At 40.5% G+C, this 24,619-nt stretch carries 19 protein-coding genes and 1 tRNA gene; 11 read left to right on the top strand and 9 right to left on the bottom strand.

Going from position 1 to position 24,619, the window contains the following annotated elements:
- Positions 1-26: 26 nt before the first annotated feature.
- Entirely contained in the window at positions 27-641 is a 615-nt protein-coding gene (nrdG, locus tag HFK82_RS06360) for an anaerobic ribonucleoside-triphosphate reductase activating protein (protein WP_168261189.1), read from the top strand.
- 271 nt (positions 642-912) lie between these two features.
- On the opposite strand, the gene HFK82_RS06355 is transcribed toward nrdG, so the two are convergent.
- On the bottom strand, positions 913-1,893 hold the full coding sequence (locus tag HFK82_RS06355) for a Gfo/Idh/MocA family protein (protein ID WP_168261188.1): 981 nt from the start codon (positions 1,891-1,893) through the stop codon (positions 913-915).
- 137 nt (positions 1,894-2,030) lie between these two features.
- On the opposite strand from HFK82_RS06355, the gene HFK82_RS06350 reads away from it, so the two are divergent.
- Positions 2,031-3,926, top strand: coding sequence for a M13 family metallopeptidase (locus HFK82_RS06350; RefSeq protein WP_168261187.1), 1,896 nt, complete (start codon positions 2,031-2,033; stop codon positions 3,924-3,926).
- Between the two features lie 23 nt (positions 3,927-3,949).
- Here HFK82_RS06350 and HFK82_RS06345 read toward each other — a convergent pair whose 3' ends face one another.
- Both HFK82_RS06345 and HFK82_RS06340 read right to left on the bottom strand, forming a co-directional pair.
- Entirely contained in the window at positions 3,950-5,464 is a 1,515-nt protein-coding gene (locus tag HFK82_RS06345; RefSeq protein WP_168261186.1) for a glycosyltransferase family 39 protein, read from the bottom strand.
- Positions 5,465-5,548: 84 nt separating this feature from the next.
- Positions 5,549-6,502, bottom strand: a complete 954-nt coding sequence (locus HFK82_RS06340; protein ID WP_154454910.1) for a S66 family peptidase — start codon at positions 6,500-6,502, stop codon at positions 5,549-5,551.
- 137 nt (positions 6,503-6,639) lie between these two features.
- Here HFK82_RS06340 and HFK82_RS06335 point away from each other — a divergent pair.
- The 4 genes from HFK82_RS06335 (at position 6,640) to tsf (ending at position 9,986) form a co-directional block, all read left to right on the top strand.
- Positions 6,640-6,710: transfer RNA gene (locus HFK82_RS06335), tRNA-Cys, on the top strand.
- Positions 6,711-6,768: 58 nt separating this feature from the next.
- Positions 6,769-7,533 carry an ATP-binding cassette domain-containing protein gene (locus HFK82_RS06330; RefSeq protein WP_304473692.1) on the top strand — a complete coding sequence of 255 codons (765 nt, stop codon included), beginning with the start codon at positions 6,769-6,771 and terminating at the stop codon, positions 7,531-7,533.
- Positions 7,534-8,074: 541 nt separating this feature from the next.
- Entirely contained in the window at positions 8,075-8,842 is a 768-nt protein-coding gene (gene rpsB / locus HFK82_RS06325; RefSeq protein ID WP_154454912.1) for a 30S ribosomal protein S2, read from the top strand.
- A gap of 106 nt (positions 8,843-8,948) precedes the next feature.
- Positions 8,949-9,986: a translation elongation factor Ts gene (gene tsf, locus HFK82_RS06320; protein WP_154454913.1), complete on the top strand. Its 1,038-nt coding sequence runs from the start codon at positions 8,949-8,951 to the stop codon at positions 9,984-9,986.
- A 132-nt stretch (positions 9,987-10,118) separates the two neighbouring features.
- Here tsf and HFK82_RS06315 read toward each other — a convergent pair whose 3' ends face one another.
- On the bottom strand, positions 10,119-10,583 hold the full coding sequence (locus tag HFK82_RS06315; protein ID WP_168261184.1) for a COG2426 family protein: 465 nt from the start codon (positions 10,581-10,583) through the stop codon (positions 10,119-10,121).
- Between the two features lie 233 nt (positions 10,584-10,816).
- On the opposite strand from HFK82_RS06315, the gene HFK82_RS06310 reads away from it, so the two are divergent.
- Both HFK82_RS06310 and HFK82_RS06305 read left to right on the top strand, forming a co-directional pair.
- Positions 10,817-11,278 (top strand): CtsR family transcriptional regulator, encoded by a 462-nt coding sequence (locus HFK82_RS06310; protein WP_168261183.1) that lies wholly within the window; start codon positions 10,817-10,819, stop codon positions 11,276-11,278.
- On the top strand, positions 11,275-13,716 hold the full coding sequence (locus tag HFK82_RS06305; RefSeq protein WP_168261182.1) for an ATP-dependent Clp protease ATP-binding subunit: 2,442 nt from the start codon (positions 11,275-11,277) through the stop codon (positions 13,714-13,716). Before HFK82_RS06310 ends, HFK82_RS06305 begins: the two co-directional genes overlap by 4 nt.
- 71 nt (positions 13,717-13,787) lie before the next feature.
- On the opposite strand, the gene dusB is transcribed toward HFK82_RS06305, so the two are convergent.
- From dusB to gshAB, 5 genes are all read right to left on the bottom strand, one after another.
- Positions 13,788-14,765: a tRNA dihydrouridine synthase DusB gene (gene dusB / locus HFK82_RS06300; RefSeq protein ID WP_167510364.1), complete on the bottom strand. Its 978-nt coding sequence runs from the start codon at positions 14,763-14,765 to the stop codon at positions 13,788-13,790.
- Positions 14,758-15,624 carry an Hsp33 family molecular chaperone HslO gene (gene hslO / locus HFK82_RS06295; RefSeq protein WP_168261181.1) on the bottom strand — a complete coding sequence of 289 codons (867 nt, stop codon included), beginning with the start codon at positions 15,622-15,624 and terminating at the stop codon, positions 14,758-14,760. The genes dusB and hslO overlap by 8 nt, the downstream gene beginning before the upstream one ends.
- A 109-nt stretch (positions 15,625-15,733) precedes the next feature.
- Positions 15,734-17,008: a toxic anion resistance protein gene (locus HFK82_RS06290; protein ID WP_154454919.1), complete on the bottom strand. Its 1,275-nt coding sequence runs from the start codon at positions 17,006-17,008 to the stop codon at positions 15,734-15,736.
- Positions 17,009-17,026: 18 nt separating this feature from the next.
- Complete coding sequence (locus tag HFK82_RS06285; protein ID WP_168261180.1) at positions 17,027-17,845, bottom strand: hypothetical protein; 819 nt, start codon at positions 17,843-17,845, stop codon at positions 17,027-17,029.
- Between the two features lie 97 nt (positions 17,846-17,942).
- Positions 17,943-20,192 (bottom strand): bifunctional glutamate--cysteine ligase GshA/glutathione synthetase GshB, encoded by a 2,250-nt coding sequence (gshAB, locus tag HFK82_RS06280; RefSeq protein ID WP_168261179.1) that lies wholly within the window; start codon positions 20,190-20,192, stop codon positions 17,943-17,945.
- 409 nt (positions 20,193-20,601) lie between these two features.
- Here gshAB and HFK82_RS06275 point away from each other — a divergent pair, with 409 nt between their 5' ends.
- The 3 genes from HFK82_RS06275 to HFK82_RS06265 all read left to right on the top strand — a co-directional run bounded on the left by HFK82_RS06275 (position 20,602) and on the right by HFK82_RS06265 (position 24,465).
- The gene (locus tag HFK82_RS06275; RefSeq protein WP_020917561.1) at positions 20,602-21,894 is read left to right on the top strand and encodes an adenylosuccinate synthase; all 1,293 of its coding nucleotides are present in this window, start codon (positions 20,602-20,604) and stop codon (positions 21,892-21,894) included.
- A 244-nt stretch (positions 21,895-22,138) separates the two neighbouring features.
- Positions 22,139-23,386 carry a YkvI family membrane protein gene (locus HFK82_RS06270; RefSeq protein WP_168261178.1) on the top strand — a complete coding sequence of 416 codons (1,248 nt, stop codon included), beginning with the start codon at positions 22,139-22,141 and terminating at the stop codon, positions 23,384-23,386.
- Between the two features lie 131 nt (positions 23,387-23,517).
- Entirely contained in the window at positions 23,518-24,465 is a 948-nt protein-coding gene (locus HFK82_RS06265; RefSeq protein WP_154454923.1) for an AEC family transporter, read from the top strand.
- The last annotated feature ends 154 nt before the right edge of the window (positions 24,466-24,619 follow it).

Below are 24,619 nucleotides of genomic sequence, written 5' to 3'. Positions count from 1 at the left end.
ATAATTAGATTAGAAAGAAGGCTAGGATGGAAGAAGCAAATTGGAATACTCCCAAGCCTGGTGAATGGAAATCAGAAGAATTAAGCCAAGGGCGTATCATTGATTACAAAGCATTTAACTTTGTTGATGGAGAAGGTGTGCGGAATTCCTTGTATGTGTCGGGTTGTATGTTTCACTGCAAGGGGTGTTATAACGCAGCGACCTGGTCATTTCAAGCAGGAATGCCTTATACCAAGGAGCTAGAAGAGCAAATCATGGCGGATTTGGCACAACCTTATGTCCAAGGTTTAACGCTTTTGGGCGGTGAACCCTTCTTGAATACAGGGATTTTATTGCCCTTGATTAAGCGCGTGCGTCGTGAATTGCCAGAAAAAGACATTTGGTCTTGGACAGGGTACACTTGGGAAGAAATGATGCAAGAAACCTCAGATAAGCTGGAAATGCTGAGTTTGATTGACATTTTGGTGGATGGTCGCTTTGACATCACCAGGAAGAATTTGATGTTGCAATTTCGTGGGTCTTCAAATCAGCGTATTATCGATGTTCAGAAGTCTTTGAAAGCTGGCGAAGTGGTTATTTGGGATAAATTAAATGATGGCACGGAAAATTTTGAACAAGTTAGCCGCGATGATTTGATTTAAAAAGAGCAGTTCAAACGAGCTGCTTTTTTTGTGTTATCCACAAGACAATTCACGCCTTATGTTGTTTTATCAAGGGTTTTGAGAGTCGGATTTCACAATTATAAACAAGTTATCCCCAAAATATGAGCATGGTTATCCACAGGTTGTTCATAACTTGTGTGTAAAAGTGGATAAAAGAACAAAAAAGTATCCCTGACGATGCCAAAACACAGTTACTGCAAAAGTAACTTGAATTTGACCTTGTCAGAGATGGATTTGTGGATAACTATGCTTATTCTTCTTCTGGGTAAGTGAGGTTCCAATCTTGGCGGAGTTTGGTCATGATGTCCATGACATCTTTGGTGTAGTCAAGGTGCATGACATTTTCTTGACCAGAAACGGCTTTTTCCATATCAGCTACTTCGTAAGAAAGGGCAAGTGCCGTGCTGCCAGCTTCGATGACTTCTTGGTGCCCATCTTCAGTGTAGGTAATCACAGCCTTTTGACCGCGAGGGTATTCGTAAAGCTCGATGTAGCCTTTATCATAGGCGATGGTCCCACGTTTTGGTTGTTTCGCATGAAGGCTCAAGGTCAAGGTTGCCATTTCGCCTTGGTCATTTGTCAGCAAAATACCTGCCTGTTCGTCAACGCCTGTTGGGGCAAGTTTGACTTGAGAAGCAATTTGGTTGGGTGTTGAAGTCATAAACCAGCGAACAAATGAAAGAGCGTAAACACCGATATCAAGCAGAGCGCCACCAGCGAGGTTGCGATTGAAGAAACGGTTGGTCATGTCATATTCTTTGTAGCTACCAAAGTTCATTTGGATGATTTTCAATTCTCCAAGTTTTCCACTGGCAATGATTTCAGATAATTGACGGTAAATCGGCATGTGGAAAATAGTCATGGCTTCTGCCAGCACGACATGATTGTCCTCGGCAAGTTTAATGGCTTCGTTTAATTCGTCAGCGTTTAGAGTGATTGATTTTTCACACAAAACATGTTTGCCTTTGGCCAAAGCTTTGCGCAAGAAATTGATATGGGTATTGTGTGGTGTTGAGATGTAAATAATGTCAACTTCAGGGTCATCAAAAACGTCATCAATGTTTTGATAAACCTTGTCAATGCCATATTTTTCAGCGAAAGCGAGTCCTTTATCATAAGTACGATTAGCGACAGAATAAAGCTTTCGTTCTTGTTGTTCTAGGGCTTGTGCTAACTCATTAGCAATGACCCCTGTTCCTAAAGTTGCCCAATTGTAATGTTTTGTTGTCATAAAAGCCTCCTTAAAAATTAGTATAGCAAAAAAGCGCTATCATGTCTGCTATTATTATTTGAGTCAGGCGTTTTTAAATCTGCTATTATGTGCATTTTTTGATAAAATAGTTCTAATCAGAATAAAGGAGATTTGTTATGACTCGATATCAAGATGATTTTTATGATGCCGTCAACGGCGAATGGGAAAAAACAGCGGTCATCCCTGATGATAAGCCTCGCACAGGTGGTTTTTCAGACTTGTCAGATGAGATTGAAGACCTTATGTTAGAAAACACAGACAAGTGGCTTAGTGGCAAGGATGTGCCTGATGATAGTATTTTGCAAAACTTTGTGAAGTTGCACCGCATGGCTGCAGACTACGACAAACGTGAGGAAGTGGGCGTTGCACCCGTTCTTCCTTTAATCAAAGAATACCAAGATTTGGGTTCTTTTTCAGACTTTGCAGGTAAGATTGCGGAGTTTGAATTGGCTGGCAAACCAAACGCCTTTCCATTTGGTGTGGCACCTGATTTCATGAACGCTCAATTAAATGTTTTGTGGGCTGAGGCTCCTGAAACCATTTTGCCAGACACCACTTACTATGCAGAAGATAACGAAAAAGGGAAAGAATTACTGGCTATTTGGCGTCACATGCAAGAAGAATTGTTGGCAAAATTTGGTTTTTCAGCTGAAGAAATCAGCGATTTGTTGGACAAGGTGATTGCCTTAGATGCCAAACTAGCTAAGTACGTTTTGTCACGTGAAGAATCATCAGAATACGTCAAATTATACCACCCTTATGATTGGGCAGATTTTGTCAAACTTGCTCCAGAATTGCCTTTGGATGCGATTTTCACACGTATTTTGGGTGAGGTGCCTGACAAGGTTATTGTACCTGAGGAACGTTTTTGGACAGAGTTTGCGTCTGACTATTACTCAGAAGACAATTGGGATTTGTTAAAGGCTGATTTGGTGCTTTCAGCTGCAGGTAATTATAATGGCTATTTGACTGATGAGATTCGTGTGCTTTCAGGCACTTATGGTCGAGCCCTTTCAGGAACGCCACAAGCCATAGACAAGAAAAAAGCGGCTTATTATTTGGCTTCAGGACCTTACAACCAAGCTCTAGGATTGTGGTATGCAGGTCAAAAATTCTCACCAGAAGCCAAAGCCGATGTGGAACACAAAGTGGCTACCATGATTGATGTTTACAAAAAACGCTTGGCGTCAGCAGATTGGTTGGCTCAAGAAACGCGTGATAAGGCCATCGTCAAACTCAACACGATTACGCCACATATTGGTTACCCTGAAAAATTGCCTGAAACCTATACCAAGAAAATCATTGACGAATCATTGTCATTGGTTGAAAATGCTCAAAATCTTGCTAAGCTTTCAATCGCTCATAGTTGGAGCAAATGGAACAAGCCTGTTGACCGTAGCGAATGGCATATGCCAGCCCACATGGTCAATGCTTACTACGACCCACAACAAAACCAAATTGTCTTTCCAGCTGCTATTTTACAAGCACCATTTTACAGTTTGGAACAAAGTTCATCTGCCAACTATGGTGGTATCGGAGCAGTGATTGCCCACGAAATTTCTCACGCCTTTGATACCAACGGAGCTTCATTTGACGAAAATGGTAGCTTGAACAATTGGTGGCAAGAAGCAGATTACAAGGCTTTCACGGAACGTACGGATAAAATTGTTGAGCAGTTTGATGGTTTGGATTCTTACGGAGCGAAAGTCAACGGAAAATTGACGGTTTCTGAAAACGTGGCAGACCTTGGCGGTGTGGCTTGCGCACTTGAGGCAGCCAAACAAGATGACGATTTCTCTGCGCGTGATTTCTTTATCAATTTTGCAACCATTTGGCGCATGAAAGCTCGTCCAGAGTACATGCAAATGTTGGCAAGCATTGACGTTCACGCTCCTGGCAAGCTTCGTACTAACGTCACCTTAACTAACTTCGATGATTTCCATGAAGAATTTGATGTTAAAGCTGGCGACCCTATGTGGCGTGCTCCAGAAGACCGTGTGATTATTTGGTAATGGCTAACAAAAAAGCCTCGACATTAACTGTCGAGGTCTTTTATTTTTGGAAAAAGAGCGTTATTTTCCCAGCCTCTGCCTGCCAGCAGGAGAATTTGTGGGATAAATTGAATGAGGTAACGTGATTTCCCACCTTCAAAAATCATGAGGAAGGCTAAGCCGCCAAGTAAGGCCAGCAGCAAAAAATCATTGCTTTCAAATGAGAAGCGCGTAGCTTTGATCATACCGATAATCATGATTAACCAAATGATTTGCCTGATGAGAAAGGACAGCTGGTATTCCACCGTGTCTGAGCTAATCCAGAATCGCCGAACAGCTTTTAAAAAGGCATTGTTTTTGGTGTAGGAATAAAGAGGGGAAACGTAAGGCGTTTTTTCATCGTCAGGATTTTCAAAATACGTCCACCCCAAGCTGCCATCCATGAGTGTTGCTCCCAATTTCACCACCAAATGTGCCCCAAAAGTGACAGGTGTGTAGTCGTTTAAGCGACGCTTGATGTCTTTGATGATATTTTCCGTGGCAAACATCCCATTGTTGTAGTTGTCCCGTTCGCTTTCATCCACGTATTGTAACAATCCCGCTTTCATATCCGCTTGGTCTGTTCCTGAAAATGTCAGTCCCAAATCCACAAAGAGCAGGGCTGATTTGGCTAAGCCTTTACCTTTGAGCAGTTGAATTTCGGTTTGGTGGCTCTCTAAGTATTTGCCGCCAGCATAAATACTACCAAAGCTGACGAGAAAAAGGCTGAAAATGATAATTCCTTTCTTCCAGTAACGGTTTAGCCCAAGTATCATAAAAAGTGCAATGATTAAGACAAGCGCAGTCGGACGAATGAAATAAGTCACTCCTGTCACGATTCCCAAAAGAGTAGCGTTTTTTAGGAGTTGTGTCTTTTGGTTTGTTTGTAGCAAAGCAAGCGCCAAGGCAGTCTGCAAACACAGCAGCGGCAAAGCTAAAACGTCCGTGTACATGCTCATAAAAAAGGGCGAAAATAGAAACAGGAAGGTAAAGAAGAAAAAGCAACGATCAGCTATCTTCTGATTGCCATAGCGTTTGGCCGTGGCATAGATAATATAGGCTGAGGCATTCACATAAAGCATGTTTAACCCCATCATGCTCCACAGTCCATTTTCATGAAAAAGATTGAAAAACAGCCGTTCGTACAAGAACAAAAAGAGGTTGTTGGGGTTGCGCGTGATGTAGTTCACGGTTAAATCTTCGGCAAGGTAGTGAAAGGCTCCTGTGAAAACCACCGCCGCATCTCTTCGGATGAGTAATCTCGCCGAGAATAGCAGGAGTATTTGAAAAGCAATTGCCACGAGCATAACTGCCCTTTTATGTTGCGTGATGAACTTAAAAAGTGTCGAACCAAATGCTAGAATGGCTTTTCTAAACAGCCAAAAGCTAACTAGAATGATAATCAACCCAAGCGGAGAAGTCCATCCTAAAAATCCTACGGCAACTAAAAAAGCAAATGCAAAAATTCCCCGAATCGCATAACGCACGCTTAGGGAAAAGTATTTGTTGATGGTATCCATTAGTCCTGTTTTCCTCAATATGTAAAAATAGTCAGTATGACCATTATACCACAGCACAAGCCCTTTCAAATGGTGAGAAAAAGCCTATTCCCGAATGGAAATGCTGAAGCTGTCCGTGTCAATGCTAGCTTTTGCTCCAATCGTAATGGTAAAAAGCGGTTGGGTGTGGGCAAAGTCAAGATCATACATGACAGGAATGGTTTTCAAAATCGGGTGTTTGTCCAAGATGTAGATCAAGATATCTTGGGTCATTTGGCATTCTTTAGGAAATCGTCCGATAAGCACGGCTTTGGGCTGAGGGTAAGCCTGCAAAATTGCTGCCAAATTGCGCGTGAATTCGTAATAACCGTCTTCTTCGGATTGTTCCAAAAAAAGGACATAGTCTTCTACCTGTGGGGCATACGGTGTTCCGCGAAGAAGTCCAAAAGTAGATAAATTTCCACCAATAATGGTGCCAGAAGCTTTCCCTGCGTTGTAAATTTTCCATTCTGTTGGCATAAAATGACGTGGTTGTGTTGGGTCATACCAAGGGTCGCTTGACCACTCTTGACTTGGAACAAGGTCGTAAGCTGATTTTGTCGTGGCGTTTAACCAAGCCTTGCTCTGGTAATCTTGACCTTCTTTCATTTTAAAACTAGAATATGACGGTCCCATGTAAGTGAGGTTTCCAGTTTTAGCAAAAATAGCATTCAAAAAGGCTGTCGAATCCGAATAGCCACAGATGATTTTAGGGTGTTTGGCAATTAAGTCGTAGTCAAGATAGGGCAACAGTTCGTTAGAATTAAAACCACCAATCGTAGCCAGAATAGCATCAACAGAGTCATCAGCAAAAGCAGCGTGCAAATCAGCAACACGGCTCTTGATTGAAGAAGAATAGAGCATATCAGACTCTAAGTAATGTTCTGAAAATGATACACGAAATCCTAGATTTTCTAACGTTTCTTTGGCAGAAAGGTTGGCTTCAAATCCACCCAAGCGAGCAATTGAATCTGACGGACTGAGTACGCGAATGTGACTGTTAGGACTTAGTTTTTTCATAAAAACCTCCAAAGATTTTTAGTATTATAGCATAAATCCCGTATTTTACAAGGAAAATAGAATCGGTAAGATAAGTTCAGAATTTAAGAAATCTACTTGACGCCATTTAGATTTTAAGGTAGAATATTATTTGTTATGGCGGTATAGCCAAGTGGTAAGGCACGGCTCTGCAAAAGCTTGATCGTCGGTTCAAATCCGTCTACCGCCTTTTAAGACACGAAATAAAAAGTCCGATTTTGTTGGGCTTTTTATTTTTTTATACGTAATTGAGTTTATTGCTGTCTGTTCATCGACACAGGAAACATGAAGTCTATTTTGGAGATATTTCTCTTACTCAAAATCCAGTTTTATCCAGAATGAATATTTCGATGATGCCTCAATTGCATGCTCCACTAAAAGGAATATCAATTAAACAATCAGTAACTGCAATCGGTAGAATAAGGGGACTTTCTAATGGAGTACTACAACAGGAAGTTAATGAGATACTCCAAAAATTAGATATAAAAAAGAGGGAAAATAAAACTGGGGAAAAGCTCTCCGGTGGGTTAAAACGACTAACATCGTTTGCGATGGCTGTTATTTCTTCGCCTAAAATTATTTTATTGGATGAACTAACGAATGATGTTGATCCAATAAGAAGGCATAAACTATGGTCATATCTAAAAGAGCTAGCTTCTAAAGGGCATATAGTTGTTATAGTAACGCATAATATCTTAGAAGTTGAAAAGTATGCAGATAAGTACTACTTATTTGAAAATGGAAAAGTTAAAACATATGGAAATGTAAGGAAATTATCGGTTAGTTCAAAAAGTATCGTAAGATTTTTAGTTAAATCGAAGCGGACTTTAGAGGATTTTCCATTTGAATATGCGATCAATATAAATGGTGAAGTGGAGTGTCAATTGGATAATCAAAAGGTTTCTAAGCTATTTGAATGGATGGCAGATAGAATTGATAAGAAATTGATTTCGTATTACAGTGTGGCTACTGAAACTTTAAACGATAGTTATGGAGAGTTGGCTGAAAAGTAATCTACAACAATCATGAGTTTAATGACGTGGAGTTATATCAGGAATAAATCGCTAATCATTCTTTGTAGCATTGTTCAAGTCCTAATTTAATGACTCTGACAACACAGTTAATTTTGATGATTGGTTTACTATTTTCCCCATTCTTTTTCCAGCAAGAAGAATTCCGATGATCATTTTGAAGGTATATAGATTTTTGCCATTTGTTCCATCTGGCGATTTAATTAGGAATAGTGTTTTTGGAGATCAAGTTATTTCAGTTAGTCAGATTATCACGTTAGTTGTGTGGTTAATCATCTGTTTTTTGTTATCGTTAAAGTGTCTGAATAAAACGAATTAGACTAGTAATCCCACCCCCTAAATAAACGCTTGGTGATAGGATATTTGACTTGTCAAAAAAGGGTAGATGTGGTAAAATTAGCTTGTTGTATTATGCAACAAATACTCATTCTAGATGTATTGTGACTCTGTTGCTCATCACGAGTGGATTTGCAAGATGAAGTCTAGAAGAGGAAAAAAACATTATAAAAAGGAGAAACTACTCATGGCAGTAATTTCAATGAAACAACTTCTTGAGGCTGGTGTTCACTTCGGTCACCAAACTCGTCGCTGGAACCCTAAGATGGCTAAATACATCTTCACAGAACGTAACGGTATCCACGTTATCGACCTTCAACAAACTGTAAAAATGGCTGATGCAGCTTACGACTTCGTTCGTGATGCAGCTGCTAACGATGCTGTTATCTTGTTTGTTGGTACTAAAAAACAAGCTGCTGATGCTGTGAAAGAAGAAGCAGAACGTGCTGGTCAATACTACATCAACCACCGTTGGTTGGGTGGAACTCTTACAAACTGGGACACTATCCAAAAACGTATCGCTCGTTTGAAAGAAATCAAACGCATGGAAGAAGATGGAACTTTTGAAGTTCTTCCTAAGAAAGAAGTTGCTCTTCTTAACAAACAACGTGCTCGTCTTGAAAAATTCTTGGGTGGTATCGAAGATATGCCTCGTATCCCAGATGTAATGTACGTTGTTGACCCACATAAAGAACAAATCGCTGTTAAAGAAGCTAAAAAACTTGGTATCCCTGTTGTTGCAATGGTTGATACAAACGCTGATCCAGATGATATCGATGTTATCATCCCAGCAAACGATGACGCTATCCGTGCGGTTAAATTGATCACTTCTAAAATGGCAGATGCTATCATCGAAGGACGTCAAGGTGAAGATGCAGATGTTGATTTTGCATCAGAAGCACAAGCTGATTCAATCGAAGAAATCGTTGAAGTTGTAGAAGGAGACAACGACTAATTTTTTAGGCTTTAGATAGGCTTAAATAGGCTTTAAAACGGGGCAGAAAGCAAACCGCTCTGTCTCGTTTTTATTATGAAAACAAACTTCCTGGAGGACTTAAGAAATGGCAATTACTGCAGCTCAAGTAAAAGAATTGCGCGAAAAATCAGGTGCTGGTGTCATGGACGCCAAAAAAGCCCTTGTTGAAACTGATGGTGATATGGAAAAAGCAATTGAATTGCTTCGCGAAAAAGGGATGGCTAAAGCAGCTAAAAAAGCTGACCGCGTTGCTGCTGAAGGCTTGACTGGTATTTATGTTGACGGAAATGTTGCAGCAGTTGTTGAAGTTAACGCTGAAACAGACTTCGTTGCGAAAAACGCTCAATTCGTTGAATTAGTTGAAGCAACAGCTAAAGCTATCGCAGAACAAAAACCTGCTAACAATGAAGAAGCTCTTAAGGTGACTTTACCTTCAGGGGAAACTTTGGAGGCTGCTTATGTTAACGCAACAGCAACTATCGGAGAAAAAATTTCATTCCGTCGTTTTGCTATTGTTGAAAAAACTGATGACCAATACTTTGGTGCTTACCAACACAACGGTGGACGTATCGGTGTTATCACAGTTGTAGAAGGTGGCGATGATGCTCTTGCTAAACAAGTATCAATGCACGTTGCAGCGATGAAACCAACAGTTCTTTCATACGAAGAACTTGATCAAGAATTCATCCACGATGAATTGGCTCAAATGAACCACAAAATCGACCAAGACAACGAATCACGTGCAATGGTTAATAAGCCAGCTCTTCCACACTTGAAATTCGGTTCTAAATCACAATTGACTGATGAGGTAATCGCTCAAGCAGAAGAAGATATCAAAGCAGAACTTAAAGCAGAAGGCAAACCAGAAAAAATCTGGGATAAAATCATTCCAGGTAAAATGGACCGCTTCATGCTTGACAACACTAAAGTTGACCAACAATATACACTTCTTGCACAAGTTTACATCATGGACGACAGCAAAACTGTTGAACAATACCTTGATTCAGTAGGTGCTAAAGTGACAACTTTTGAACGCTTCGAAGTTGGGGAAGGTATCGAAAAATCAGCTAACGACTTCGAATCAGAAGTTGCAGCAACAATGGCAGCCGCTCTTAACAACTAAGAAACGGTGTCTAACTAAAAAGTCTGAGCTACTAGCTCAGACTTTTTTTATTTGGTAGAAAGTATTTTTCAAATAAGAAGTTAAGACGTTTAAAAGAACTTAGGTTGCCCCTAAGCTCTTTTGATTGATTTTTTAGCTGATTGTCCCTAGACCAAAGACGGTTAATGTCCCCATGATGATACCTGCGAGGATAACTCCAAGCATAACGGCAATAACACTTTGTTTGAAATTCCAGTCAAGGATTGAGGCTGCTAGAGTCCCTGTCCAAGCTCCTGTACCAGGAATTGGAATACCGACAAATAAAAGTAAAGCGATAAAGACCCCACGGTCGCCAGCAGCTGCTTCTAATTTTTGACCTCCGCTATGACCTTTCTTCAAGCACCATGTAAAGAAACCACCGATAACAGGTTTATCTGCTCCCCATTCAAGCACACGACGGGCAAAGAAAAAAATGATTGGCACAGGTATCATGTTACCAAAGACCCCGATAATAAGTGCTTGCCACATTGGGATACCAGTTGCGATAGCGTAAGGAACGGCACCACGCAATTCGATAAGAGGTACCATAGCAATTAGAAATGTAATGAGATAATTCATTTAGTCACTTATAACCTTTCGTTTGTTTCAGATTTTATTTTATCTTATATTAAAAACAAACACAACTAAAAATGAATAATTATAGCATGAAAATAATAGCCTGGAAAGTTTGCTAAGAGTTTCATGATATTTGGGGGCTTTTCATTTATAAAAGACCATAATTTTGATATAATAATAGTCAATTATAGTCAAAGACAGACCTTTGAGGTCTTTTGCTTGAAAGGAGGAGTCTAGTGGCTAAAAATACATCGGACTGTATTGAAGAATATATAAAGCAGCTATTAGCTCAATCAGGTATTGCTGAAATCAAACGCTCAAACTTGGCTGATACCTTTCAAGTCGTTCCTAGCCAAATTAACTATGTGATTAAGACACGTTTTACCGAAAGTCGTGGCTATACGGTTGAAAGTAAGCGAGGTGGGGGTGGCTATATTCGTATCGCGAGGGTGCGTTTTTCAGACCGTCATCAATTGTTTGGTAATCTGATGGCACATATTGGGGAGCGCATTAGTGAACAGGTCTTTACGGACTTGATTCAGCAGCTTTTTGAAGAAAAGATTATCAGCGAGCGTGAAGGGAATTTAATCTTGGCAACGGCTTCAGATGAGGTTCTCGGAGAAAACGCCCCAGAGATTAGAGCGCGGATGTTGCGCCGAATTTTACAAAGATTAGATAGAAAAGGATTTCATTTATGAGTGAGTACTCGTTAAAAATGCAGGAGGTTTTCAATGTCGCGCAGTATCAAGCAGCACGTTTTGAAAGCCCCTATTTAGAGAGTTGGCATGTGCTATTGGCCATGGTAGCTGTACATGATTCAGTAGCAGGTCTTACCTTTGCAGAATACCAAAGTCGTATTCCTTATGAAGAATACGAAGCAGCGGCTGTTTTGGCACTAAATAAGTCACCGTTGGAACGTGTTGAGCAGATGCGTTTTGTGGAACAATCAAAAGCGCTTAGCGATGTTCTTGACTTTGCACAAGAGATTAGTGTTGTGACGGACGACATTGAAGTTGGGACAGAGCACGTACTTTATGCCATGCTGTTAAACTTGGATTTGTTTGCGACACGTTTATTGGAAGTGGCTGGTTTCAAGCAGAAAGAAGACGGCGATTCGGTTCGTTTGATTGATTTGCGTAAGAGCTTGGCACGTCATGCGGGCTTTACCAAGGAAAATATCAAAGCCATTCATGAGCTTCGTAAACCGAAAAAAGCAAGCATGGGCGGTGCTTTTTCAGACATGATGAAACCGCAATCCACTGCAGGAGAACTGTCTGATTTTACGCGTGATTTGACGGAAATGGCACGTCAAGGAAAGCTTGAGCCCGTTATCGGACGTGACAAAGAAATTTCACGAATGGTGCAAGTGCTTAGCCGTAAAACTAAGAACAATCCTGTCTTGGTGGGAGAAGCTGGTGTTGGTAAGACAGCTTTGGCTTATGGTTTGGCGCAACGCATTGTCAATGGAGCGATTCCATATGAATTGCAAGATATGCGTGTCTTGGAATTGGACATGATGAGTGTGGTTGCTGGCACGCGTTTTCGTGGGGATTTTGAAGAGCGCATGAATCAAATCATTTCAGATATTGAAGAAGATGGTCATATTATCTTGTTTATTGATGAAGTGCACACGATTATGGGGTCAGGGTCAGGCATTGACAGCACCTTAGATGCGGCAAATATCCTAAAACCTGCCTTGGCGCGTGGTACCTTGCACATGGTGGGTGCAACAACACAAGAAGAATACCAAAAACACCTTGAAAAAGATGCTGCGCTTTCTCGTCGTTTTGCGAAAATCACGATTGAAGAGCCAAGTGTTGAAGATGCTTATCAGATTTTGTTGGGCTTGAAGAAATCTTATGAGGACTTCCATAATGTTACCATTTCAGATGCCGCTGTTTTGACAGCTGTTAAATCTGCTCACCGTTATTTGACCAGCAAAAACCTACCTGATTCTGCTATTGATTTGCTGGATGAAGCCAGTGCAACCGTGCAAAGTTTAGTTAAGAAAGAAGCGCCAGCGATGTTGACGCCTGCTGACCAAGCCATTTTAGATGGCGATTTTGCTTTAGCGACAAGCTTGCTCAAAAAGGCAGATACCAAGGTGAAACGTAAACCAACACCTGTCACAGAAGATGATATTATGGCGACTTTAAGCCGTTTGTCAGGTATTCCTGTGGAAAAAATGACCCAAGCCGACAGCAAGAAATACCTGACCCTTGAAAAAGAATTGCACAAGCGTGTTATTGGGCAAGACGCGGCCATTTCAGCAATTAGCCGTGCAATTCGCCGTAATCAAGCAGGTATTCGCACAGGCAAACGTCCAATTGGTTCCTTCATGTTCCTTGGTCCAACTGGTGTTGGTAAAACTGAATTGGCGAAAGCCCTTGCAGAATTGCTCTTTGATGACGAATCAGCTCTTATCCGCTTTGATATGTCGGAATACATGGAAAAATTTGCGGCGAGCCGTCTTAACGGTGCCCCTCCAGGCTATGTCGGCTATGAAGAAGGCGGCGAATTGACTGAGAAAGTTCGTAACAAACCGTATTCAGTGCTTTTGTTTGACGAGGTGGAAAAAGCTCACCCTGACATTTTCAATGTGCTTTTGCAAGTTTTGGATGACGGGGTTTTGACAGACAGTCGTGGTCGAAAAGTGGATTTCTCAAACACCATTATCATCATGACCTCAAACCTTGGTGCGACAGCTTTGCGCGATGAAAAGACTGTTGGTTTTGGAGTGCGTGATATGGCACATGATTACGAAGCCATGCAAAAACGCATCATGGAAGAGCTCAAAAAAACTTACCGTCCTGAATTTATCAACCGTATTGATGAAAAAGTGGTCTTCCATAGCTTGACGCAAGACAATATGCGTGAAGTTGTGAAAATCATGGTGAAACCATTGATTGCAACTCTGGCTGAAAAAGGTGTGACCTTGAAATTCCAACCATCAGCCCTTAAATATTTGGCTGAATTGGGTTATGACCCTGAAATGGGAGCACGTCCGCTCCGCCGAACCTTGCAAGACAAGGTGGAAGATAAGCTATCAGAACTCATCTTATCAGACGAATTAGCAAATGGTGATACTCTAAAAATCGGGGTTGCCAAAGGTCAGCTGAAATTTGATATTGTTTAGTCAAAAAAACTGCTAGGGCAAAGTACCTTAGCAGTTTTTGTATGTGAAGCAGTCAGCAGGCTGCTTTTTTGTTATCGTAGGCTGTCAAAGATTTCTTTGACTTCATCAATGGTTTCTGCGCGTGAAACGGCTCCGCGGATTTTGGCAGCGCCAGCGGTACCACGAAGGTAGTGTGGGGCTAAGCCACGAAATTCACGAACGGCGATGGTTTCGCCCTTGAGGTCAATCAAACGTTTGAGATGGTCTTCTGCGATATCCAATTTTTTGACAAATGGTAAATCAGGCAGTTCCTCACCTGTTTCAAAATAGTGATTGATTTGGGTGAAAATGTAAGGGTTATTCATCGCAGCACGTCCTACCATAACGGCATCAACACCGATTTCTTCAATCATGTATTTGGCATCGTGAACAGTGCGCACGTCACCGTTTCCGATAAATGGAATTTTGGTGATGGCTTTGGCAACACGAGCCAGCGTTTCGTGGTCGCAAGTACCTGTGTACATTTGTTCGCGCGTGCGTCCGTGCATGGCTAGAGCCGAAACACCAGCCGATTCTGCAGCGAGAGCATTTTCAACGGCTAAAGAGTTATCTGACCAACCTGTCCGCATTTTGACGGTTAGTGGAATATCAAGGACAGAAGTGACTTCTTTGATGATATGATAAATCTTATCAGGATCTTTGAGCCATTTTGCCCCTGCTTCATTTTTGACGACCTTATTAACAGGACAGCCCATATTGATGTCAACGATGTCTGCTTTTGTGTTTTCTTGAATAAACTCAGCAGCACGTTTTAAGCCATCTGCATCGCCACCAAATAATTGGATAGACATGGGATGCTCGTTTTCATCAATGTGCAGCATGTGAAGGGTTTTTTCGTTATTGTAGAGAAGACCTTTTTCAGAAATCATCTCCATGACAACTAAGCCAGCACCAAATTCTTTGGCAATAGTACGAAAAGCAGAGTTGGTCACCCCTGCCATGGGTGCTAAAACCGTACGGTGAGGAATGGTAACATCACCGATTTGGAATGAGGAACTGAGTTTAGTCATTGATAAGTCCCTCCAAATCCTCTTCGCTAAAGGTGTAAGTCTTGCCACAGAATTGACAAGTGATTTCAGCGCTGTGGTCTTCGTCTCTCATGGCTTGCAGTTCGTCTTTGCCAAGAGTGGCAAGTGCTGCTTCAAAACGTTCACGAGAGCAATCACAACTGAAGCTGATTTCTTCTTCAGAGAGGACTTTGTATTCGTCTTCGCCATAGATAGCTTTTAGAAGGGCTTCAATGTGGTCGTCAGATTCCAAGAGTTTTGAAATGGCTGGCATTTCTTGGATACGTTTTTCGTAGCGGTTGATTTCTTCTTCAGATGCACCTGGAAGAACTTGCAACATAAAGCCACCAGCAACTTCGACTTTGTCTTCGTCATTAAGAAGGACGTTAAGTCCAACGGCAGAAGGTGTTTGTTCAGATTCAGTCAAATAAAAGGCCAAATCTTCACCGATTTCTCCTGAAACAAGCGGTGTTGAAGAAGTATAAGGATTACCAGTGCCGTAGTCTGTGATAACCACGAATTGACCCGCACCCATAAAAGGCCCTACAACAACTTCGCCAGTCGCTGTTTTCTTGATGTCAACGCCTTTGTTTTGAATGTAGCCTTTAACGTGCCCTTTGGTATCAGCCACAGAAATAATGTGACCAAGTGAGCTATCACCAATGACTTTGACGGTTACTTTGCTGTCTCCTTTCTGATTGGCGGCTAGGATTTGATTGGCGATAAGCGTTCTACCTAGAGCAACTGTAGAGCTAGGAAGTGTTTGATGTTTTTCTTGAGCAGTTCTAACAGTCTCAGTGCTATCAAGCACATAAGCACGGAAAGAACCAGATTTTGAAATTGATTTTATAAGTTTATCCATAAGAATATTATAACACAAAGCAAAATTGATGGGCTAGTATTGTGAGCTGTAAAGCGTAATCATGCAGTGAAAAATAAACTAAAAAGCGAGGTTCTCCTCGCTTTTTAGTTTATTTTTCTTCTGTGACGTTTATTTTTTCGACTTCTTCTTGACTTTCTTTGCCTTCGTTAAGAAGGGCTTCGACGATTTTTTGGTCACGAATTTTAACAGAGTCGTTAATGGTTTCTGCGGATTTTACAACGGCTGCTTCGAGTTGAGCACGTTGTTTTCGACCGTTGTCGATAGCTGCGATAATACTGTTGTTTTGTTCGACGAGGCTCTCAGCAAGAGCTGTGACAGATTGGATAGAAACGGTTGGGCTTTGAGCAGTGCGTTCGAGCATAGGGATAGCTTCTTTGCTCGTTTCAGCAAGCATTTGAAGCGCAGCGTTATTAGCATTGACAATAGCATCAGCAGTCACGCCAGATTTGACGGATTGTTGCAAAATACCGAGCTGTGCAATTGATAATTTCATTGTCGGAATGGTGTTGCGACGGAGCATGCCAAGTTTTTGGCGCATATCTGATGAGACTTTGACCATGTTGCGCATTTGCGGTGTGGTTGTCCAAGCAACGTAAAGGCGACTGAGGTATTCAGTGTGCTGTTGTTCAAGCGTATTGATGACTTCGGTCATGCGAGCTAGCTCGTCAGATTTTACTTGGTAATCAGGCGTTGCGCTATCAAGTGTTGCAAGTTCATTTTGAAGAGTTTGCGCACGGTTGGCACTTTCTGTCTGAGAAGCTTCGATAAAGGCGATAACGCCAACCAAGTTTTCAATAGATTTGTTGTTGTCTTCAATTAGCATTTCTGCTGAGACGATGTTGCGAGCCAAGATTTCTTCTTGTTTGACAACAGCGGCAGCCATACCATCCATTTTTTGCTCGATATTTTGTGAATCAAAATAGAATTCTTGCAGGCTATTTTTGCTTTGCTTAAAGAGCTTTTGTAGGAAATTTGGTTTCTTTTCGAGCTCAGCAGGCTTAGCGTCTTTGTATTTGGCGATAAAGCCGTTTAACTCGCGGTTAGCGTTTTTGAGCAGGTCATCAACTTGTGGAATTTCAAGTTTTTTTTGCTCAGCCAAAATGCGGTTGACGGTTGTGTTAACTTCTTCAACAGCAGATGTTCCAAAATCAAGCAGAGCATTTTGGTCAGCAACAAAATTATCAACTAAAGCAGGAGCTTTGGCTGTGATTGCTGATTGTTGTTCAGGGGTCAGTTTGTCGTAAAAAGAGACTTGACCAGTTGCTGAAGTATCAGTTGCTACGATGATTTCGGTTGTTTTGTCTGTTTTTGTGATTGCATTATCTGCGATTTTATCAATGTCAAAGTTAAAAGTATCAGCCATAATACCCTCCCATTAAACTTATAAGTTTGTATCGTCGTCAGCCATCATGCGAAGACTGATATCGAAGTTTTTTAAGTCACTTTCATTCAGTTTTCGAAGCGTTTCATCGAGAGCCAAATCAAATTTTTCCATTGCGGTTTTCGCTTTTGCTAAACGCTCATCAGCATTGTAATAATTTTTCGGGGCTCTTTTGATTTTTAGATAGCCATCCAAAATATCGCGGAAGCGGTCCATATCAGCCTCGTGAAGTGCAGTGAGTTCTTCTTTGTTATCAGCATTTTCAATCTTCTTCAAGATAGTCAAATGGTCTTGCTGAATGTTATTGTAAAGATGAGCTAACTCTGGAGCGAGTTCTAGTAAATCAGCTTCTTCCTCAGAAATGTCAGGATTTACTGGTGAGACATCCAGTCGGTCTAGTTGGAATTTGATATCTTTTTCAACAGTTTCAGTTTTTTTGAGAACACGCTTGTAGATGTTTAAATCCATTTTGGCTTTGAGCTCACTAAGTTCAGACTTGATGTGACGTATTTGTGGCAATAGCTGGCGCGCATTGACAACGTATTGGGTGTAATTTTTTTCATCGAGATAACTGTCCAAAAGTTTGACTTGGCGGTCAGTAATACGAATGTTATCTTTTAAATCTTGCAAGCGTTGCTTAGTATTAACTTTTTCAAGACGTGATTGCTTGGTCGCAAAATAATAAATACCATATCCAATACCACCAACGATTGCAAGTGGGATAATGATTTCTAACAAGCTTTCAAGCAAAGCAATGAGAAGGATAACCCTGATAATAGCGATAATGAGGCCTCCTCCGTTTTTTCTAGGTCGAGACATATATTCAATCCATTTCTATCTAAGATTGATTTTATTTTATCGTAAAACGGTTAAGAATGACAAGTGATGACTGTAATTGTGGCAAAGATTTTATGGGTTAAAGTTCAGGGAAAAGTTTGGCTAGGATTTTTGGTGTAAGTGCTTGTCCTGGACCCTCGTGACAATAAGTGTGAAGGTAAATAGCAGGGTTGAAATTGAGTTCAATACAAGCACAGTTTGGCTCTTCTTTGCTTGCAGGAAGACTCTTATCAGGAATAATCAAATCAACTCCACACACCCAAGCACCAACAGCTCTAGCCATTTGCGCAGCTAATGTTTTATAATCGTCTGGCATAATGTCTGTCACATCAATGGAATCTCCACCTGTTGAAATGTTAGAGTTACGTCGCAAATCAACTCGGACTCTGTCAGCTGGAATATCATCAGGCGTGTAACCTTGTTGTTGGAGCATGAGCTTTTCAACATCGCCAAGGTCAATGATTTCAAGTGGAGAACGATGGTCACGTCCACGTAGTGGGTCTTGATTTTTCATCTCTACTAATTGAGCGATGGTGTGCTTGCCGTCTCCGACGACGTTAGCAGGAACACGCAGTAGCACAGCTTCACATTTGCCATCTAGGACGAAAAAGCGGTATTCCGTACCTGAAATGAATTCTTCAATAAGAACAGTATCATCTTCAGCGAAGGCGATATCCAAGGCTTTTTGATAAGCTGTTAGGTCGGCAGATTCCTTGAAAATAGAAATACCAAGTCCAAAGTTAGTTGATTTTGGTTTGACGACGATAGCTTTGTCTTTGATTTGTGAGAAATAGCGGAGCGCAGCAGCTTTATCAGCGAATTCTTCACCTTTTGGAACTGGGAAACCAGCTTTTGACAATAGTTTTTTAGTGACAACTTTATTTTCCATGATAAGTGGTGTGATGTAGCTGTCTTTGCCGGTCATGTTGGCATTTTTAACATATTCGACGTGGTCACCGTGCCAAAGTTTGATGAATTGGTCGTTTTCGTCGAGAATCTCTAAGTGAACACCTTTTTGGATGGCATCAAACATCAATAATTGTGTTGATAATTCCATGTTTTCATAGCCTTTGAGTGCGTAAGGGGCTTGCCAAGCATAATCGTGAAAGGCTTGACCTTGTTTTTGTCCAAAAGATTCTAATGATAGGGTGTCAATCTCTTCTAGCAAGCGTCCAGCGATAGTTTGTTCAGGATGCTCAATCTGATTTTTGATAGCATCGATAAGCCCTTGATAATAGTCAGATAATTCAAAGTAATCGACAATTCCTTGCATAGCTAAAAGGATGCTTTCGACGGGAGCATCTTCAGGCAATTTATCTAGAGGGTGGCTAAGTGCAATTTTGTCATTTAGCTTGCTAGCCTCTGTGATGTCTTGGTCAATAGCAGAGCTACTATCTAACCAAAGAAGCGCAAGAACAAAAAGGTGCACGGTATCAAGTGTCTCTTGAGTAATTCCACGGTTATCAAAAGGATTGAGGTCAAAAGTGCGCAGTTCAAGGTAAGTGACACCATTTGTCAGATAGTCACGAACATGCTTGCTGCCACGCAGGCGAACCGCAGAGTAAAATTCTTTTTCAGCAATCAACTTGCCAGAAGCTATGTAAGCCTCAATATCAGAAATGTATTTTTCCAAGCTTTCGTAAGAAACCTGAATGTCTTTATGATTAACATAACCTAAGTGACTGTTTCGGATAGAGCGAACGGGTTTGGCTAAAGTTTTACTAAAAAAGCCTTCTTCAGCTATTGGCGAAGCCCCATACAGATAAGTTAAAAGCCAACGAAAACGTAGGAAATTCTGAGCTAATTTAAGGTGAATATCATTCTTAAAATCAATAATAGACTGATAGCCGCTTTCTTTAAAAAGGCTTGCGACCAAATCTTTTCCAAGCTCCATGTTGAAGTGAATACCAGACATTGATTGCAGTGTTTTTCCATAAACGTCAGCCAAGTGTTTTCTGTAGTAGCACTCGTAGTCATCCTCTAGCTTGGCAATGTGAATGTCTGTTTCACATAGTTTTGGTGGTATTGATAAAGGCCAGAGGTATTCAGACTTATCGATGGAACGGCCAGCAACATCAGTCAGTGCTCCCAAAAAGCGGAGCGCTTCTTTTGTGGAATGAGCGATAGGCGTGATAAGTTCTAGCTGTGCTTCACTGTAGTCCGTCTGAATGTAAGGGTGAAAGGAGCGACTGCCTAGGAAAGCAGGGTGGTCAGTTTGTGCGATACGGTGGTCTTTTCCAATTCGAAGACTTTCTCTTTCTAACCCAAAAGTTGCTTGAAGAATAGGCAAAGTCGCTGGTGATTTTTCTAGTAAACCATTAAGTGACATGGTAATTCCTCGCTACTCTAATTACTATGATTATGATGTAAACGGTATACATTTTAATGTAAATTTATTCTATGGAAAAGCGTCTGAAAATGCAAAGATTTGCTATGAAAAAATTTTTGCTTTACCAAGAGTTGTTTGAATATTTTAACTATGAGAGAAAATATGTGAAAAAAAGCCGTTTTTTCAAAAAAAGTTCGGAAAAAATAAAATCTCAAGGTCAAATATTGAAAAAAACACAGAAAAGTCATATAATAAATTGTAAGACAAACTCGCAGGTGAGATTCCTGCCAAGTTGTAGAGAAAGGACGAAGATACGAATTTTAGCTTGGAGATGGAGACGACAGGCTGGATAAGTTAGTATCGTTTTTATTTGCTCGCTAGGTGATTTCGTATCAGTATCGAACAGAATATGACATCAGTAGTAGTTGTTGGTACCCAATGGGGTGATGAAGGTAAAGGTAAAATCACTGACTTCTTGTCACAAGATGCTGAAGTGATTGCACGTTATCAAGGTGGAGATAATGCAGGACACACTATCGTTATCGACGGTAAAAAATTCAAATTGCATTTGATTCCATCAGGTATTTTCTTCCCAGAGAAAATCTCAGTTATCGGAAATGGTGTAGTTGTTAATCCAAAATCATTGGTAACTGAATTGAAATACTTGCACGATGAAGGTATTAAGACAGATAGTCTTCGTATTTCAGACCGTGCACACGTTATTTTGCCATATCACATCAAACTTGACCGTTTGCAAGAATCTTCTAAAGGTGATAACAAAATTGGGACAACAAACAAAGGTATCGGCCCTGCTTACATGGATAAAGCAGCGCGTGTCGGTATTCGAATTGCTGACCTTTTGGACAAAGATATCTTTGCAGAACGTTTGCGCGTGAACTTGGAAGAAAAGAATCGTCTTTTCGAAAAAATGTACGAATGCGAACCAATCAAATTTGAAGATATCTTTGAAGAATATTATGAATATGGTCAACAAATCAAAGATTACGTTACAGATACATCAGTTATCTTGAATGATGCTCTTGACGCTGGTAAACGTGTTCTTTTCGAAGGTGCACAAGGTGTTATGCTTGATATCGACCAAGGAACTTACCCATTTGTTACTTCTTCAAACCCAGTTGCTGGTGGGGTAACAATCGGTTCAGGTGTTGGTCCAAGCAAGATCAATAAAGTTGTCGGTGTATGTAAAGCTTACACAAGCCGTGTTGGTGACGGTCCGTTCCCAACAGAACTTCTAGATGAAGTTGGAGATCGTATCCGTGAAATCGGTCACGAATATGGTACAACAACTGGACGTCCACGTCGTGTTGGTTGGTTTGACTCAGTTGTTATGCGTCACAGCCGCCGCGTATCAGGTATCACAAACTTGTCACTTAACTCAATCGACGTTCTTTCAGGACTTGATACTGTTAAAATCTGTGTGGCATACGACCTTGACGGTCAACGTATCGACCACTACCCAGCAAGTCTTGAACAATTGAAACGTTGTAAACCAATCTACGAAGAATTGCCAGGTTGGTCAGAAGACATCACAGGTTGCCGTAGCCTAGATGAACTTCCCGAAAATGCTCGTGACTACGTTCGCCGTGTTGGTGAACTCGTTGGTGTTCGCATTTCAACATTCTCAGTTGGACCAGATCGAGATCAAACTAACATCCTTGAATCAGTTTGGGCAAATATTTAATTAAGTTGAAAAAAATCTTTATAAAAGCAAACCCTGCCAGAAGCTTTCTGGCGGGGTTTTGTGCTAAAATGAAGGTAAGAAATACCCTTATTTTTTAAATGGCATTTGCTTGAAAAAGAGTTGTAAATAACGTGAAAATTTTCACGGAAATTTAACAAATGTCATACTGAGATTACAATCGTCATTTTGTCTTAATCTGTTTTTGTTAACCTATTAATGTTGCCTGATTTAAAAAGGAGGAAAAATGGTTAAACGAATTTTATCAATTGCACTGGCTTATGTTGGTATTATTGTTGGTGCTGGACTTTCTTCGGGACAGGATTTGATGCAATATTTTGTCGGATTTGGTATCTGGGGAATGATTGGCGTTATTGTTTTAGGGATTTTGAATGCTATATTTGGACGTATTATCGTGACATTAGGAAGTTACTATCGTTCGAATGACCACTCAGAGGTGCTTTCAAAGATTGCCCATCCTTTTACCAATCGTGTATTAGACATTGCTTTGATTATTTCTTGTTATGTCATTGGATTTGTCATGATTGCTGGAGCGGGTTCTAACCTTAATCAACAATTTGGATTGCCCACTTGGTTAGGAGCTTTAATCTGTGTTCTCCTTGTGATTTTTGTAAGTTTCCTTGATTTTGAGAAAATTACTCAGATTATTGGGATTTTCACGCCGATTGTTATTATCATGGTATTGATCATTGCTGGTCATAGTCTGATTGGACATTCTTTTGACTTTGAACAGTTAAATATAGTAGCTAAGACTCTACCGACAAATATGCCAAATATTTGGGTGTCTGTTCTTAATTACTTCGCCATTTGTGTGATGACTGGGGTATCAATGGCTTTTGTCCTTGGTGGTTCAATTATTCGTATTGGCGTTGCTGAAAAAGGGGGAACACTTGGTGGTGCAATTGTCGGTCTGATTATTGCGATTACCTCACTTGTCTTGTTTGTCAATGTTGGAAAGATTGCTTCTGCAGATATTCCAATGTTAGTACTTGCCAATGAAATCCATCCTTGGTTTGCTTTTGCCTATTCCCTTGTCGTATTTGGGCTTATTTTCAACACAGCCTTTAGTCTTTACTATGCTTTAGCAAAACGCTTTTCTGAAAATAAAGGTGAAAGTCAGTTTAAACGTGACATGATTTTTTTTGTCGTAAGTGGTTATGCCTTGTCCTTCCTTGGTTTTAAACAACTGGTTTCTGTCATGTATCCAATCCTTGGTTACATTGGCTTGATTATGTTGGTTGTTTTGCTTCAAGCTTGGATTCGTGAAAAAGGTAATGTGCAGGACGAAAAACATCTTCGTCGCCGCATGATTTCCTTGATTTCTAAAAAATATGACGATGATAAGAAATTTACTAAGAAAGATAAAGTAGAATATCAACAACTAGGTGAAGAATCTGTCGTTGAAACAAAAGAAATTAAAAAAGATATTCATGACCACGTTGAGCAAGTGTTCGATTCGGAAAATGATGATTAATCAAGAATAAGAAAGCTAGAAATATTATTTTTCTAGCTTTTTTAAATGACTGGGATAATATTCATAAAAGTAGTTAAGAAAGCGCTAAAAATATGCTATACTGAAACTAAAAGGTGAAAAGGAAGTAAGCAATGGCAAGGTTTGTGAGTAGTTTTTCGGGTGTTCTGATTATTCTTATCATGGTATTAGTCGGTTATGTGCTAACCAAAAAAGGTTGGTTCGATGAAAAAGCGCCGAATCTCATTGCCAAGTTGGTAACACAAGTAGCATTACCATGCTATATGATTTCAACCATTGTTGGGCGTTTTACGGCAAAAGAGTTGCTTGAAATGCTGTCACAATTGCGTTTTCCAGCGCTTTCAATGGTGATTTTATTAGCTATTGCTGTAGCGGTAGCTCATTTATTCTTGATTGATAAAAAGCATCAGGGCTTATTTGTTTCTATGTTTTTTAATTCTAATACGATTTTTGTGGGACTTCCTATCAATCAAGCACTTTTTGGGGATAAAAGTATTCCTTATGTCTTGGTTTATTACATGTGTAACACGACGTTTTTCTGGACTATAGGGACTTATTTGATTCAAAGAGATGGTCGCAAAGAAGTCACGCTTGATTTGCGAGGAACCTTGAAGAAAATCTTCTCGCCACCACTTATGGGATTCATCATTGGGGTGATTTTGGTTCTTTTAAATATCAAACTCCCAGCTTTCTTATTGAGTGATTTCCAATATTTGGGCAATTTGACCATCCCTTTGTCGATGATTTTCATTGGGATTTCGGTGGCAAATGTAGGGCTGTCACGTTTGCGATTTACCAAAGACAATGTCTTGGTCTTAGTCGGGCGTTTCGTGATTGCTCCGCTTTTGATGTTAATCATTGTCAAACACACCCAAATGCCACAATTGATGAAACAAGTCTTTATCCTCCAATCAGCCATGCCCGTGATGACCAATGCTCCTGTCGTAGCCAAATTGTACGGTGCCGATGCGGATTATGCGGCTATTATGGTTACCGAATCCACCCTACTCACCTTGCTGGTTGTGCCTATTTTGATGTCTTTGGTTAGCTTGTTAGGCTAAAAACAAAAAGCCTAGCTAGGCTAGACTTTAAGGAGATTATGAAAAAGATACATCCTTCCAGAAACTGTCTGTTAGGATGATAGTCAGTTAGCGGTACTAACTGGAAAAGTTTTAGGAATGACTATAGTATAAAAGGATTGCCTTAAAGAAAATT

This window comes from Streptococcus alactolyticus (assembly GCF_012277075.1).
Lineage (GTDB): Bacteria > Bacillota > Bacilli > Lactobacillales > Streptococcaceae > Streptococcus > Streptococcus alactolyticus.
Note: the sequence above shows the minus strand (reverse complement) of the source record. Positions and strands in the feature narration are given on the sequence as shown.

Excerpts from the sequence above, each read along its gene's own strand:
- nrdG (WP_168261189.1), top strand. The coding sequence starts at position 27 with ATGGAAGAAGCAAATTGGAATACTCCCAAGCCTGGTGAATGGAAATCA.
- HFK82_RS06355 (WP_168261188.1), bottom strand. The coding sequence starts at position 1,893 with ATGACAACAAAACATTACAATTGGGCAACTTTAGGAACAGGGGTCATT.
- HFK82_RS06350 (WP_168261187.1), top strand. The coding sequence starts at position 2,031 with ATGACTCGATATCAAGATGATTTTTATGATGCCGTCAACGGCGAATGG.
- HFK82_RS06345 (WP_168261186.1), bottom strand. The coding sequence starts at position 5,464 with ATGGATACCATCAACAAATACTTTTCCCTAAGCGTGCGTTATGCGATT.
- HFK82_RS06340 (WP_154454910.1), bottom strand. The coding sequence starts at position 6,502 with ATGAAAAAACTAAGTCCTAACAGTCACATTCGCGTACTCAGTCCGTCA.
- rpsB (WP_154454912.1), top strand. The coding sequence starts at position 8,075 with ATGGCAGTAATTTCAATGAAACAACTTCTTGAGGCTGGTGTTCACTTC.
- tsf (WP_154454913.1), top strand. The coding sequence starts at position 8,949 with ATGGCAATTACTGCAGCTCAAGTAAAAGAATTGCGCGAAAAATCAGGT.
- HFK82_RS06315 (WP_168261184.1), bottom strand. The coding sequence starts at position 10,583 with ATGAATTATCTCATTACATTTCTAATTGCTATGGTACCTCTTATCGAA.
- HFK82_RS06305 (WP_168261182.1), top strand. The coding sequence starts at position 11,275 with ATGAGTGAGTACTCGTTAAAAATGCAGGAGGTTTTCAATGTCGCGCAG.
- dusB (WP_167510364.1), bottom strand. The coding sequence starts at position 14,765 with ATGACTAAACTCAGTTCCTCATTCCAAATCGGTGATGTTACCATTCCT.
- hslO (WP_168261181.1), bottom strand. The coding sequence starts at position 15,624 with ATGGATAAACTTATAAAATCAATTTCAAAATCTGGTTCTTTCCGTGCT.
- HFK82_RS06290 (WP_154454919.1), bottom strand. The coding sequence starts at position 17,008 with ATGGCTGATACTTTTAACTTTGACATTGATAAAATCGCAGATAATGCA.
- HFK82_RS06285 (WP_168261180.1), bottom strand. The coding sequence starts at position 17,845 with ATGTCTCGACCTAGAAAAAACGGAGGAGGCCTCATTATCGCTATTATC.
- gshAB (WP_168261179.1), bottom strand. The coding sequence starts at position 20,192 with ATGTCACTTAATGGTTTACTAGAAAAATCACCAGCGACTTTGCCTATT.
- HFK82_RS06275 (WP_020917561.1), top strand. The coding sequence starts at position 20,602 with ATGACATCAGTAGTAGTTGTTGGTACCCAATGGGGTGATGAAGGTAAA.
- HFK82_RS06270 (WP_168261178.1), top strand. The coding sequence starts at position 22,139 with ATGGTTAAACGAATTTTATCAATTGCACTGGCTTATGTTGGTATTATT.
- HFK82_RS06265 (WP_154454923.1), top strand. The coding sequence starts at position 23,518 with ATGGCAAGGTTTGTGAGTAGTTTTTCGGGTGTTCTGATTATTCTTATC.